Genomic DNA, 13,469 nt, shown 5'->3' with positions numbered 1-13,469 from the left:
AGGAGTTTTTGATGACTGAACAAGATATTGCTGACTACCTAAAAAATCACCCTGATTTTTTTACCCATCGCCCTGAACTACTTCAACAGCTTAGTATTCCGCATAGCCATGAAGAAGGGACGATTTCGTTAGTCGAAGCACAGCTTGCTCAGCAACGAGAACAAATCAAAACGCTTACTCAACTCCTCGAAAAATTTCATCAACTTGCTCATCAAGAAGCAGATATCTTCTTTGCTCTCTTGCCTTTGCAGAAGAAGCTGTTTCAAACAAACGACTTTATTGCCATCAATGAAAAGCTTGATGACTGGGCAAAAGGCTATGAGCTAGAAGGTGCTAAAATCTTACTTTTCTCTGACAGCTGGCAAAAAAATAATTCTATTCCTGAACAACATTGGTTAGACCGAAAAGCCTTTGAACTCATTCGCCTAGAGCGCATGGGCTTACGCCAATTCTATTTAGGCGATCTATCCAATAAAGAAAAAGCCCTCATGTTCCTTCCAGAAGAGCTCCCTATCGGCTCTGTGGCAATTTGCCGCTTAGGCGGAACACCACAAAAACCAACCGCACTTTTACTCTTCAAATCTCGAGACACAGACCGTTTCCACAACGACCAAGACACCACATTCCTTCGACATTTAGTCGATATTGTGGAATTGCATTTGGGAAGATGGCTTTAAACGTTATTAAGTGATCTCTATCACAAATCTGAAAATTATTTAAATTTAGACTTTTATATTCAAATATTTAAGCGTATTTTGTAGATTAGATGTTTTGGTATAAATGTCGATCGTAGTTTGATCTCATTTACTGATTTTATCCCTATCTCAGTGAGGTTTCATTATGAATAAAAAAATGTCTTTAACATTGATTGCCATTGGACTAGGTATGTCATTTAGTAATATGGCTGCGGCACAAGAAAAATTAATTGTGTACACATCAATGAAAGAATCATTAATTGGTGCATTAAAAGCAAAATTTACTGAAAAACATCCAGATGTTGAAATGGATTATCAGTCTGCTGGCGCCGGAAAATTAATGGCTAAAATTGCAACGGAAAAAGAATCCGGGAAAATTATGGCCGATGTGATTTGGACAAGTGAAGTACCTGACTTCTTCCAAATGAAAAAAAACGGCATGCTTGAAGCTTATGTTTCTCCTGAAACGGCTAATATTGTTAACCCAATCCCTAACTTTGATGGTTCTTTTACCCCAATCCGCCTCGGTACGCTAGCAATCGCCTACAATACCCGCTTCGTTAAAGATAACCCGCCTGCTGAATGGGCTGATATCTTAAAACCTGAATATAAAGGTGCATTTGGTATTGCAAACCCTGCATTATCGGGTACGTCATATATGAGTGTATCTTTATTAAAAGATAAATTTGGTTGGGAATTCTTTGAAAAATTAAAAGCAAATAAAGCTAAAGTGGGTAAAGGTGCAGGACAAGTTATCGATGATACCGCATCTGGTGATTTATTAGCCTCTCTCGCTGTTGACTATATTACCAACGATAAAATCAAAAAAGGCGCGCAATTAAAATTGGTTTATCCAAAAGAAACGCTCGTCATCCCTAGCCCAGCAGCAATCTTAAAAGGCACTGAACACCTTACTGCTTCACAAAAATTTATTGACTTCTTACTTTCTGAAGATGGGCAAAAAATCATTGCAAATGAAGGAACATTACCAGTTAGAAAAGGTATTGAACTTGATGCTAAATTTGGCATGCCATCTCTAGAAGATGCCGTATCAAGAGCGATTCCTATTGACTATGAAAAATTAATGTCAGAAAAAGAAGAAACAATTAAACATTTCACTCAAATTCTTCAAGGTCGTTAATCAGTAAGGAGTCGTGATTATGGCAACAATTACATTTGAAAATGTATCCAAAAAATTCGGTTCAAATGAAGTGTTAAAAAATCTGTCCTTAGTTGTACAAGATGGAGAATGTTTTACGCTTCTTGGCCCATCCGGCTGTGGGAAAACTGTCTTATTACGCCTGCTTGCAGGATTTGATGTACCAGATAGTGGCCGTATTTTAATTGATGATGTGGTTGTTGCCGATCCCGCTACAAACACGGATATTCCGCCAGATCAACGCGGTCTTGGTGTGGTCTTCCAAGATTATGCTGTTTGGCCGCATATGACTGTCTTTGACAATATCGCCTACCCTCTTAAATTAAAGAATATTGAAAAACAAGCTCTCCATAAACAAGTGATGGAAGTGGTCGAATTAGTTAATTTAACTGGTTTAGAAGAACGTTTACCTTCTCAATTGTCAGGGGGGCAACAACAGCGCGTTGCTCTCGCAAGGGCATTAGTTGCTAAACCATCTTTAATGCTCTTGGATGAGCCTCTCAATAATTTAGATGCCAATCTTCGAGAAGAAATGCGTTTTGAAATTAAAGAATTACAGAAAAAACTCGGTATTACTATTCTTTACGTAACACATGACCAAGAAATTGCCCTAGCAATATCTGATCGTTTGGCCATTATGAATGAACATGGCGATATCCAACAAGTTGGAACACCATGGGACATTTATGAGCGTTCAGAAAATGAGATGGTGTTTAAATTTATGGGGCTCGCAAATTTCATTCCTGTGAGATACCAAAATAATCATCATTACATTGGAGAAGGCAATCAAATTTTAAATTGGAAAAACTTGCCGCCTAACTCAGGGAAATTAGGATGTCGACCTTCCGATATCATACTAAGCAAAAACAATGAGGGTTTACTAGGAAAAATATCAAGAGCCAGCTTTCTTGGCGCGGTAATGGATTATATGGTAGAGATTGATGGTGTAACACTACGAACAGAAATCCCAACTAATAAAGCATTACGTAATAATTTAATGTTCAATGAAGGTGAAAATTGCTTTATCAGTTTTCATGATTTGCTTTGGTTTGATTCTGCTAAAGAAATCTAGAGGGGTTTATTATGGCTACAACTATTCAAAATAATCATCCATTCAATATTGCTAACGTTATTCTAGCCTTATCTATCGGTATCTTAGTGATCGTTGTTGCGGTTCCTGTTTTACTTATTTTCCTCAATTCTTTTTGGGTTGATGGACAATTTAATATCACCGATGTGGTGAATATTCTTAAACAAGAAGAAACCTATGAAGCATTACTCAATTCACTTTTCATCGCATCTGGTGTAACTGTGATGAGTACGATTATTGGTACATTTTTTGCTTGGTTAGTGACTCGAACAGATCTACCTTATAAAGGTTTTATGAAAGTGATGTTCCTTGTGCCTTTTATGCTTCCTTCTTTCATTGGAGCCTTAGCTTGGAAAATGTTACTTTCACCACGTTCTGGCTACATTAACCAATTCTTCATGGATTTAGGATTTGATGGACCTATTTTTAATATCTATAGCTACGCTGGTATTATGGCTGTAGAAACAATGTATCTTTTCCCATTCGTCTTTATCCAAGTCTGTGGTGCATTAGAGCGCATGGACCCTACATTAGAAGAATCAGCGAGAATCTCAGGCGCAAGCCTCTTTACCATTACACGTAAAATTACCATTCCACTCGTCATGCCTAGTATTCTTTCTGGTGCATTACTCATTATGCTCTATTCTATGGCTCACTTTGGTACTGTTGCCGTACTGGGCGTAGAAAATGGTATTTTTAACATTCCAACCCTCATTTATGAACGTATTCACCAAAGTGCGGGTAGTTTTGAAGCCATTCGTACCGGTACTGTACTTGCAACTGTTTTAGTATTCACTGCGGCACTGATTATTTGGTTACAAAACAAAATCTTAAATAAAGGTCGATTCCAAATTATTGCAGGTAAAAGCTTTAGACCTATCGAAGTAAAACTTCGTGGTTTGAGAAAACCGTTGCTTGTTATTTGCTTACTCTACATCGCCTTTACTATCGTATTGCCTACAGTCACGATTTTCCTTGTTGGTGGATTAAAAACCTATGGATTACCAATTACATGGGAAAATCTCACATTAGATAACTATAAATTCATCTTATTTGAATGGCAGTTAACAAAAGATGCAATTCGCAATAGTGTGACTCTCGGTCTCGCGGCAGCACTGATTACCATGTTTGCAGGGGTAATGATTTCTTATGTTATCGTTAAAATGCGTGTTCGCGGAAAAGGCATTCTTGAGTTCTTAGGGATGTTGCCATTTTCCGTACCTGGCTCTGTAATTGCTCTTGGGGTGATCCTTGCCTGGAGTGGTAAATTTGGTATCAATCTCTACAATACAGTTTGGATTATTTTAATTGCTTACATTGCACGTTATATGGCTTTCTCACTCAAAGCCAACTCTGCAGCACTTGAGCAAGTTCATGATTCATTAGTTGAAGCTTCTCGAGCATGTGGAGCAAGTATGTGGCAATCCTTAAAAGATATTGTTATCCCACTCGTAAGACCGGGGATGATTGCCGCCTTCTTCCTGATTTTCCTTCCAGCACTACGTGAATTGACCGTTTCTGTTATGTTATATGGTCCTTCTACACGAACCATCGGGGTAGCAATTTATACCCTAAATGAAGATGGTGAAACGGTTTATTCTGCGGCATTAGCGGGTATCGCCCTAATAATCATTGTGTTAGGTCAAACCGTTATTAAACGTTATGCTGAAAAGAAAACTCAAAAATAGAAGGTTAGGAGTAAAAGATGAGCTATATTCAATTAAATCATGTCATGAAAAAATTTGGTGATGTTATTGCCATTGAAGATCTTAACCTTTCTATCGAAAAAGGCGAATGTTTCTCTATGCTAGGGCCATCGGGTTGTGGAAAAACAACAACTCTAAGAATGATCGCTGGCTTTGAAGACTTAGACGGAGGGGAAATTAAAGTCGGTGATAAATTACTGTCATCGAAGAAAAACAATTTCTATCTCCCGCCAGAGAAACGCAATTTCGGTATGGTCTTTCAGGCCTTTGCAGTATGGCCACATATGACGGTATATGATAACGTTGCCTTTCCGTTAAAACTCAAAAATATTTCAGCCCAAGAAATTGAAAAACGAACAACTGATGCGTTAAGACACACTAATTTACTTAGTGTTGCCAAGAAAAGCCCTGACGATTTATCTGGTGGTGGAAAACAACGTGTGGCACTTGCTAGGGCATTAGCAATTAACCCAGACGTCATGTTACTAGACGAACCATTATCAAGCTTAGATCCCCATCTTCGCGAAGAAATGCGTTTTGAAATTAAGGCATTACAGAAAAAATTTGGGTTCTCAATTATTTATGTGACTCATGACCAATCTGAAGCGATGGCACTTTCAGATCGTATTATGGTTATGAAGAAAGGAGCGGTACAACAAATTGATACCCCATTAAATATTTATAACAACCCAGCTAACAAGTTTGTCTTCAATTTTATCGGGTTATCAAATCAATTAAATGTAAACCTGTCATCACAAGGTATTCACATTGATAAAGTTGATGGTATTTTTAATCTTCCAGAAATGCCAAATAATGACTTACTTTCACAAGGGAAAGCGATATTAGCAAGCCGTCCATCTGACATTGAATTTGTTCAACAAGGTGGAATCCCTGGTGTCGTAAAACGTCGCTCTTATCTTGGTGAAGTGACGGATTATAATATCCAAGTTGGAGATCAAGATATTCGTGTTCAAATTGGGCGACGAGATTCAGGCCCGAAAGAAGGGGAAACATGTCAGATAGCCTTTGAACATTTGCATTGGTACCCTGCTGAATAACATATCTTAAGTGCGGTTAAATTTAACCGCACTTTTATTTTTATAAGAATTAGACAAGCTGTTCTCATTATCAACTAATCTTTGATCCTGCTCACAATTTCAAGAAAATAAACTTTCTTTATTTTTCAACTCTTTCTACAATACCTTTGTTTTTATTATTAAAAACACACAATTCAATTTAACTTCAGATATCACAAGGGTCTAATTATGAAAATTTTAACTTGGCCTGTGGTTGCAGGTGCTGCACTTGGTATCGTTGCGCCACTTCTCACTTACAATGGCAATCCTGGTAATATGGGATTTTGTGCGGCTTGTTTCTTACGCGATACAGCCGGATCGCTTGGATTACACCACGCTGCCCCATTACAATACCTTCGCCCAGAACTCATTGGATTAGTTTTAGGTGCACTCGCCAGTGCATTCTTATCTAAGGAATTTAAACCTCGTGGAGGCTCTGCCCCACTCGCTCGTATTAGCTTAGGCTTTTTTGCGATGCTTGGTGCGCTCATTTTCTTAGGTTGTCCATGGCGTGCTTATTTACGATTAGGTGGCGGTGATCTCACTGCAATTGCAGGTATCGTAGGATTATTTGCTGGCGTATTGGGAGGTATTTTCTTCGCTAATCGAGGATTCTCATTAGGTAAATCTAAGGAACAAAGCCAATCTTCGGGTTTAATTGGTCCAATTTTTGCCGTAATTTTGCTTGTTTTAGCCTTAACCCAATTTAAATTTGGTGAAAATCTCGCGATTTACACCTCTGAAAAAGGCCCAGGTGCACAACATGCAGCTATTTGGATGTCACTTGCTGGCGGATTACTTCTTGGTGTACTGATGCAAAAATCACGTTTTTGCACAATTGGGGCATTTCGAAACTTTGTCCTCTTCCGTGATGCACATCTATTAAACGGTGTGATTGCATTGATTTTCTTTGCGGCAATAACTAATGCCTTATTAGGTCAATTCCATTTAGGCTTTGAAAAACAACCTATCGCACATAATGACTATCTCTACAATTTCCTTTCTATGGCGCTTTGCGGTCTTTGCTTTGCATTAGGCGGTGGTTGTCCAGGTAAGCAATTAGTCAATATTGGTGAAGGGAATAATGACTCGGCATTATTTGTGCTCGGTATGCTACTTGGCGCAGCTGCGGCACATAACTTTGGCTTAGCAGCGGCTCCTTCAGGCGTTGCAGCCTTTACGCCTCATCTTTTAATTGCCGGCTTTGCGGTTTGCTTATATATCGCACTAACTAATAAATCTGAAGCCTAATATCCATTCAGAATAAACAAAAAGGAAGTCGATCATGACTTCCTTTTTAGTTTTAAAAAGTGCGGTCATTTTTAACCGCACTTTCGAGATCATTAAAGAATATTCTTCTCTCCACGAGAAAGACTGATTAACCCTGAACGAACAATTTCAAGTAATGTGCTTTCTTCTTTCAGTGCCTCAACAAAAGCATCTAATTTGTCTTTTGTACCCGTTAACTGAATGGTATAAGATTTTGTTGTCACATCCACAATCTGACCACGGAAGATATCGGCTAAACGTTTTAACTCATCACGTGATGAACCCGTTGCACGTACTTTCACTAACAACACTTCACGCTCAACATGCTCATGTTCACTCAAGTTAATAACTTTAAACACATCCACTAACTTGTGAAGTTGCTTTTCGATTTGTTCGAGTACTTGCTCATCACCTACCGCTTCAATCGTCATACGAGAAAGGGTTGGGTCGTCCGTAGGTGCTACGGTTAAGCTTTCAATGTTAAATGCACGTTGGGAAAATAAGCCGACCACTCGAGATAATGCACCGGATTCATTTTCTAATAAAACAGATAAAATTCTACGCATTATTCGTTCTCCTCTTGTGGTTTGCTTAAAATCATCTCATTCATCGCCCCGCCGCGAACTTGCATTGGGTAAACGTGTTCGGTTTCATCAACGTTAATATCAACAAAGACCAATTTATTTTTAATGCTGAAGGCTTCTTGTAATTTGCTTTCTAATTCATCTGGTGTCGAAATTTGAATCCCCACATGCCCATAAGATTCGGCTAACTTCACGAAATCTGGTAAAGAATTCATATAAGTTTGAGAATGGCGACCAGAGTAAATCAAATCCTGCCATTGTTTCACCATGCCTAAGAAGTGGTTGTTCAAACAAATCACCACAACTGGAATGCCATATTGTGTCGCTGTTGAAAGCTCTTGGATATTCATTTGAATACTGCCATCACCCGTTACACAAACTACAGTTGCGTCAGGATGTGCAAGTTTCACCCCTAATGCTGCAGGTAAACCAAAGCCCATCGTACCCGCACCACCTGAATTGATCCAACGACGTGGTAAATCAAACGGATAATGTAATGCGGCAAACATTTGGTGTTGCCCTACATCCGATGCCACGTAAGCTTGGCCTTTTGTGATGCGATACACCGCTTCCATGACTTGCTGTGGTTTGATGACGCCTGAAGTGCGATCGAAATCCAAGCATTTTTTCGCTTTCCACTCATCGATTTGTTTCCACCAATCTTCTAAGTGATTTTGTGGACGAGAACCGATTTCTTCACCTAATAAACTTAAGAATTCATCCAATACATTTTTCGCGTTACCTACAATTGGAATAGTCGCGGGTACGTTTTTAGAAATAGAGGTTGGGTCAATATCAATCTGAATCACTTTTGCATTCGGACAATATTTATCTAAGTTGTTAGTAGTTCGGTCATCAAAACGCACCCCAACACCAAGAATTAAATCACTTTCATGCATAGCTGTATTGGCTTCATAAGTCCCGTGCATCCCAAGCATGCCTAAGAATTGTTTATCGGTACTTGGATATACGCCTAACCCCATTAATGATGAAGTTACTGGTAAATTTAAACGTTGTGCAAATTGCGTTAATTCTTCATGACAGCCTGCCGCAATTGCACCACCACCCACGAATAAAACCGGTTTTTTAGCTACTAATAATGCTTTTAACGCTTTCTTAATTTGCCCCTTATGACCATTTACCGTTGGATTATAAGAACGAAGCTCAACAGATTTTGGATATTCGTAAGGATATTTTAAAGTTGGATTTACGGTATCTTTTGGAATATCTACGACAACGGGACCTGGACGGCCTGTTGAAGCAATATAAAAGGCTTTTTTCAAGATACCTGGAATGTCTTCTGCTTTTTTAACGATAAAGCTGTGCTTAACCACTGGACGAGAAATCCCCACCATATCACATTCTTGGAACGCATCACGACCGATTAAGCTACTCATTACCTGACCTGAAATGATCACCATTGGTACTGAATCAGTATAAGCGGTCAAAATACCCGTAATCGCATTGGTCGCACCAGGTCCTGATGTGACTAACACACAACCTACTTTACCGGTTGCACGTGCATAACCATCTGCCATATGTACTGCAGCTTGCTCATGACGAACTAAAATATGCTCAATCCCACCAAGAGTATGGATTGCATCATAAATATCCAATACGGCACCGCCTGGATAACCAAATAAATACTCAACGCCTTCGTCACGCAAAGACTGAACCACCATTTCCGCACCGGATAATTTCTTCATATTTTACTCCTAAAACTGACCGCACTTTTATTTGTTACGATTCGTGTCAAAACAATGGAAACATCATACCGAAAGAAAACAGCTTGTCCAGCATGAGAAAAGTCTAAAAAAATGAATTAAAAAGCATTAAAAACTAACAAAATCAAAATATTAAGATTTAAATAAAGATAATTAATATAAAAAGCAGAAAATCGTAGTTTTATATGGAGTTTTATAAAAATAAAAATTTTTTATTCTTTTGTTCAAAATTTTGAGCTGGATCACATTTTAAGTGTTGATTTTTCTGCTGAGTAAGGAGAAAGGGAGAGATTATAAGAAAAAACCGCACTTGGAAGATCCAAAGTGCGGTTAGATTTTAAAACGTTTTAATTAGCCGTTATAGCGTTTGAACACTAAAGTTGCGTTTGTACCACCGAAACCAAAGCTGTTTGACATGACAGTTTGTAAGCCTGCATTTTCTTTTGTTTCAGTCACGATGTTGCAACCTTTTGCCGCTTCGTCTAATGTTTCGATATTAATGCTTGGTGCAATGAAGTCATTGTGTAGCATTAATAAGGTATAGATTGCTTCGTGTGCACCGGCAGCACCTAAAGAGTGACCAGTCATTGATTTAGTAGAAGAAATCGCAGGGATTTTGTCACCAAATACATTTTTGATTGCACCTAATTCTTTTACGTCACCAACTGGTGTTGATGTACCGTGTACGTTGATGTAATCAATTGGAGTATCTACCGTCGCCATTGCTTGTTTCATACAACGCTCAGCACCTTCACCACTTGGCGCTACCATGTCGTAACCATCAGAGGTTGCACCATAACCTACAATTTCTGCGTAGATTTTTGCGCCACGTGCTAATGCGTGTTCTAATTCTTCAACCACTACAACAGCACCACCACCTGCGATAACGAAACCATCACGGTCTGCATCGTAAGCACGAGAAGCTTTTTCTGGGGTATCATTGTATTTAGTTGAAACCGCACCCATTGCATCGAATTCAGTTGCACATTCCCAAGATAATTCTTCCGCACCACCAGCGAAAACCACATCTTGTTTACCTAATTGGATTAATTCAACTGCGTGACCGATACAGTGTGCAGACGTTGCACAAGCAGAGCTGATTGAGTAGTTCACACCGCGGATTTTGTAAGGAGTTGCTAAACAAGCTGACACACTTGATGCCATGGTTTTAGTTACCGCATAAGGACCAATCGCTTTCACACCGCGTGGACCACGCACTGCATCACAAGCCACTAATTGGTTATGTGCTGAACCAGTACCTGCACCGATTACAAGACCTGTACGGTCATTTGAAACTTGATCTTCTGTTAAACCTGAATCTTCAATCGCTTCACGCATAGAAAGGTATGCATAAGCTGCCGCATCACCCATAAAACGATACACTTTACGATCGATATGCTCGCTTGGATCAAGTTTGATTGTGCCGGCAACATGGCTACGCATTTTCATTTCAATAAACTCAGGCACGACTTCAATACCAGATTTACCTGCTTTTAATGAAGCCAAAACTTCTTCTTTGTTGTTACCGATACTTGAAATAATACCAAAACCAGTAATTACAGCTCTTTTCATTCTTTATTCCTTATGAGTTAGGGGAAATTTAATTCAACTTACAGTTGTTAGCTGAACGCAATTTACTATGAAATGAAAATATTGCAAGCAATAATTCATTTGTTCGACCAGTTAAGTTTTAACCGTCTCAAAATTTCCGTGCTATTATAAAAGAATTTGATAAGGCAAAAAAGGGCTAACACATGTTCACCATTCAGCACGCAAAAATTCATTTTAACCAAGAGAATACGCCTGTTTCGGATAAATTTGATGATGTGTATTTTTCTAATCAAGATGGTTTAGCGGAAACCCACTATGTGTTTTTAGAAGGTAATCAGTTGTGGGAACGTTGGGTTAATTATCAAGAAGCCCACTTTGTTATTGCTGAAACGGGGTTTGGCACAGGATTAAATTTCTTTGCGGTGACTACGCTATTCCGTGAATTTCGTCAAAAACACCCTGATTCGCCTTTAAAACGCCTTTATTTTATCTCTTTTGAAAAATACCCTTTGCTACTTGATGCATTACAACAAGCCCATTTAGCTTATCCGCAATTTTCTCATCTTGCTCAGCATTTACAACAGCATTGGCTTAATCCCATTCAAGGTTGCTATCGTTTTCATTTTGATGAAACCACGTTAGATCTTTGGTTTGGCGATGTCTCTGAAAATCTGCCGCAACTTGGCGATTATATGAATGATAAAATTGATGCCTGGTTTTTAGATGGTTTTGCACCGAGTAAAAACCCAGACATGTGGAATGAGCAGCTTTATCAGCAAATGTTTCGCTTTACCAAGCCACAAGGCACCTTTGCGACCTTTACTGCAGCAAGTGCGGTGAGAAAAGGCTTAGAAAATGCAGGCTTTAATATTAAGAAACGCAAAGGCTTTGGTAAAAAACGGGAATGTCTTTCTGGTCAAAAAACGCAGGAAAAACCAACCGCACTTTATACGCCCTGGTTTCATAGTCAGCCAGCCACTCTAAACAAGCAAGATATTACCATTATTGGTGGAGGGATTGCTTCTCTTTGCACGGCTATCTCCATGCTTAAACGTGGTGCCAACATCACGATTTATTGTGAAGATGAGCAAACTGCCCTCAATGCATCTGGCAATAAACAAGGCGCTTTTTATCCGCAACTGAGTGATGATAACGAGCGTAATATTCGTTTTTATATTCATGCTTTTGCCTATGGCCATCAATTTCTACAATGGGCAATTCAACAACAAATTGAATTTGAACATGAGTTCTGTGGTGTCGCACTTTGTGCTTACAATGAGAAAGCTGAAAGTAAATTAAATAAAATCGCTGAGCTGAATTTGCCTTCTGATTTATATCAGTCATTAAGCCAATCTGAATTAAGTGAAAAAGTGGGCTTACCGTTACCTTTTGGTGGCGCTTTTATCCCTCAAGGCGCTTGGCTTGCGCCACGCCAGTTAGTTCAACATGCTTTTGCCTTTTTAGAAAAACAAGGCGTCCAGATTAAAACATTACAAAAAGTAACCGCACTTTCGCAAACAGAAAATGGTTGGCAAATCACTACAGCTGAAAATAAAACTTTCTGCCATGAAGTGGTTGTTTTAGCAAACGGACATAAACTCACTGAGTTTGAGCAAACACAAAAACTCCCACTCTATCCTGTTCGAGGACAAGTGAGCCAAATTCCAACATCCGCAAACTTGCTTAAACTCAAAACTGTGTTGTGCTATGACGGCTACCTGACGCCAGTCGATCAAGCGAAAACCAGTCATTGTATTGGCGCAAGTCATGTTCGTGATAATGCAACTCGTGAATTTAGCCTAACTGAACAACAAGAGAATCAACAAAAAATTCAGCAAAATATACCTGAAGAGTGGACAAAAGAAGTGGATACATCGGGTAATCTTGCTCGAATCGGTGTGCGTTGTTCGGTACGTGATCTTACGCCAATGATGGGCGCTGTTCCTCATTTTTCTGCTCAGCAAACACAATATCAGAATTTGTTTAATTTACGCCGCCGTAAACAGCCAATAGAACAAGCTGAAAACTACCCTAATCTCTATTTAATCGGCGCATTAGGCTCTAGAGGATTAACTTCTGCGCCATTTTTGGGTGAAACACTGGCTTCCTTAATTTATGGTGAACCCTTACCGATGAGTGAAGCTCTGATTCATAACTTAATGCCAAACCGCAGTTGGGTCAGACGCTGGTTGAAAGGTGCAGAGGTGAAATAGAAAAAGTGCGGTTAAAATTGATCTGCACCCCAAAAGTTGGACTAAACAACCAACAATTGAGGTGCAGATTTTTTTATGGGTAAACACTACACAACAGAATTTAAATTACAGGTTCTTCAACCTATCCTAAAAGGGAAAATGAGCATTCGAGAGGCCGCTCGTTTTTACAATATCCCCTCTGACACATTAGTTGGAACCTAGTTGAAACGCTTTGAAAAAAGTGGCATAAAAGGACTTATTCCTTATAAACCATCAGGACGACCGCCAATGAAACCTAAATATGCCAGAATGCCTCCTCCACCTAAAACAGAAGAAGACCGCTTACGTCTGAGAATTTTACAGCTTGAAGCGGAGGTCGCTTACCTAAAGGAGTTGAGAAAGCTCAGACTTCAGGAGGAAGCC

General features: G+C 39.2%; 11 protein-coding genes and 1 pseudogene. 9 read left to right on the top strand and 3 right to left on the bottom strand.

Translation table 11 applies throughout. The features are described 5' to 3' along the window. Window positions 1-11 precede the first annotated feature (11 nt). From A9500_RS01950 to yedE, 6 genes are all read left to right on the top strand, one after another. A complete protein-coding gene (locus tag A9500_RS01950) occupies window positions 12-677 on the top strand; it encodes a DUF484 family protein (RefSeq protein WP_065243699.1) in 666 nt (221 codons plus the stop codon). Window positions 678-840: 163 nt separating this feature from the next. Beyond that, a complete protein-coding gene (locus A9500_RS01945; protein WP_065243698.1) occupies window positions 841-1,836 on the top strand; it encodes an ABC transporter substrate-binding protein in 996 nt (331 codons plus the stop codon). A 19-nt stretch (window positions 1,837-1,855) separates the two neighbouring features. After that, window positions 1,856-2,926, top strand: coding sequence for an ABC transporter ATP-binding protein (locus A9500_RS01940; protein ID WP_014065221.1), 1,071 nt, complete (start codon window positions 1,856-1,858; stop codon window positions 2,924-2,926). An 11-nt stretch (window positions 2,927-2,937) separates the two neighbouring features. Further along, entirely contained in the window at window positions 2,938-4,632 is a 1,695-nt protein-coding gene (locus A9500_RS01935; protein ID WP_014065220.1) for an iron ABC transporter permease, read from the top strand. Between the two features lie 17 nt (window positions 4,633-4,649). Further along, window positions 4,650-5,708 carry an ABC transporter ATP-binding protein gene (locus A9500_RS01930; RefSeq protein ID WP_049365916.1) on the top strand — a complete coding sequence of 353 codons (1,059 nt, stop codon included), beginning with the start codon at window positions 4,650-4,652 and terminating at the stop codon, window positions 5,706-5,708. Window positions 5,709-5,915: 207 nt separating this feature from the next. Next, window positions 5,916-6,977 (top strand): YedE family putative selenium transporter, encoded by a 1,062-nt coding sequence (gene yedE / locus A9500_RS01925; RefSeq protein ID WP_065243697.1) that lies wholly within the window; start codon window positions 5,916-5,918, stop codon window positions 6,975-6,977. A 92-nt stretch (window positions 6,978-7,069) separates the two neighbouring features. Here the strand turns inward: yedE and ilvN are convergent, their stop codons facing one another. From ilvN to fabB, 3 genes are all read right to left on the bottom strand, one after another. After that, window positions 7,070-7,561, bottom strand: a complete 492-nt coding sequence (gene ilvN / locus A9500_RS01920; protein WP_049355548.1) for an acetolactate synthase small subunit — start codon at window positions 7,559-7,561, stop codon at window positions 7,070-7,072. Beyond that, window positions 7,561-9,285 carry an acetolactate synthase 3 large subunit gene (locus A9500_RS01915; RefSeq protein WP_065243696.1) on the bottom strand — a complete coding sequence of 575 codons (1,725 nt, stop codon included), beginning with the start codon at window positions 9,283-9,285 and terminating at the stop codon, window positions 7,561-7,563. Before A9500_RS01915 ends, ilvN begins: the two co-directional genes overlap by 1 nt. Before the next feature lie 369 nt (window positions 9,286-9,654). Then, window positions 9,655-10,875 carry a beta-ketoacyl-ACP synthase I gene (gene fabB, locus A9500_RS01910; protein ID WP_049362854.1) on the bottom strand — a complete coding sequence of 407 codons (1,221 nt, stop codon included), beginning with the start codon at window positions 10,873-10,875 and terminating at the stop codon, window positions 9,655-9,657. A gap of 182 nt (window positions 10,876-11,057) precedes the next feature. Between fabB and mnmC the strand changes: the two genes are divergently transcribed. The 3 genes and pseudogenes from mnmC to A9500_RS10795 all read left to right on the top strand — a co-directional run. Beyond that, window positions 11,058-13,067, top strand: coding sequence for a bifunctional tRNA (5-methylaminomethyl-2-thiouridine)(34)-methyltransferase MnmD/FAD-dependent 5-carboxymethylaminomethyl-2-thiouridine(34) oxidoreductase MnmC (mnmC, locus tag A9500_RS01905; protein WP_065243695.1), 2,010 nt, complete (start codon window positions 11,058-11,060; stop codon window positions 13,065-13,067). Window positions 13,068-13,142: 75 nt separating this feature from the next. Then, window positions 13,143-13,268, top strand: coding sequence for a helix-turn-helix domain-containing protein (locus A9500_RS10640; RefSeq protein WP_143421575.1), 126 nt, complete (start codon window positions 13,143-13,145; stop codon window positions 13,266-13,268). Continuing rightward, a pseudogene (locus A9500_RS10795) lies at window positions 13,269-13,469 on the top strand (IS3 family transposase); the annotation flags it as partial. It lies immediately after the preceding gene.

The sequence above is a fragment of the Haemophilus sp. CCUG 60358 genome, assembly GCF_001679485.1.
In the GTDB taxonomy this organism is placed as follows: Bacteria; Pseudomonadota; Gammaproteobacteria; order Enterobacterales; family Pasteurellaceae; genus Haemophilus_D.
The sequence above is the reverse complement of the archived record's forward strand: the minus strand, read 5'-3'. Positions and strand labels throughout refer to the sequence as shown.

Bases quoted from the DNA above. Each gene is read 5' to 3' on its own strand.
- A9500_RS01945 (WP_065243698.1), top strand. From the start codon at position 841: ATGAATAAAAAAATGTCTTTAACATTGATTGCCATTGGACTAGGTATG.
- fabB (WP_049362854.1), bottom strand. From the start codon at position 10,875: ATGAAAAGAGCTGTAATTACTGGTTTTGGTATTATTTCAAGTATCGGT.
- A9500_RS01950 (WP_065243699.1), top strand. From the start codon at position 12: ATGACTGAACAAGATATTGCTGACTACCTAAAAAATCACCCTGATTTT.
- A9500_RS01915 (WP_065243696.1), bottom strand. From the start codon at position 9,285: ATGAAGAAATTATCCGGTGCGGAAATGGTGGTTCAGTCTTTGCGTGAC.
- ilvN (WP_049355548.1), bottom strand. From the start codon at position 7,561: ATGCGTAGAATTTTATCTGTTTTATTAGAAAATGAATCCGGTGCATTA.
- A9500_RS01935 (WP_014065220.1), top strand. From the start codon at position 2,938: ATGGCTACAACTATTCAAAATAATCATCCATTCAATATTGCTAACGTT.
- yedE (WP_065243697.1), top strand. From the start codon at position 5,916: ATGAAAATTTTAACTTGGCCTGTGGTTGCAGGTGCTGCACTTGGTATC.
- mnmC (WP_065243695.1), top strand. From the start codon at position 11,058: ATGTTCACCATTCAGCACGCAAAAATTCATTTTAACCAAGAGAATACG.
- A9500_RS01940 (WP_014065221.1), top strand. From the start codon at position 1,856: ATGGCAACAATTACATTTGAAAATGTATCCAAAAAATTCGGTTCAAAT.
- A9500_RS01930 (WP_049365916.1), top strand. From the start codon at position 4,650: ATGAGCTATATTCAATTAAATCATGTCATGAAAAAATTTGGTGATGTT.
- A9500_RS10640 (WP_143421575.1), top strand. From the start codon at position 13,143: ATGGGTAAACACTACACAACAGAATTTAAATTACAGGTTCTTCAACCT.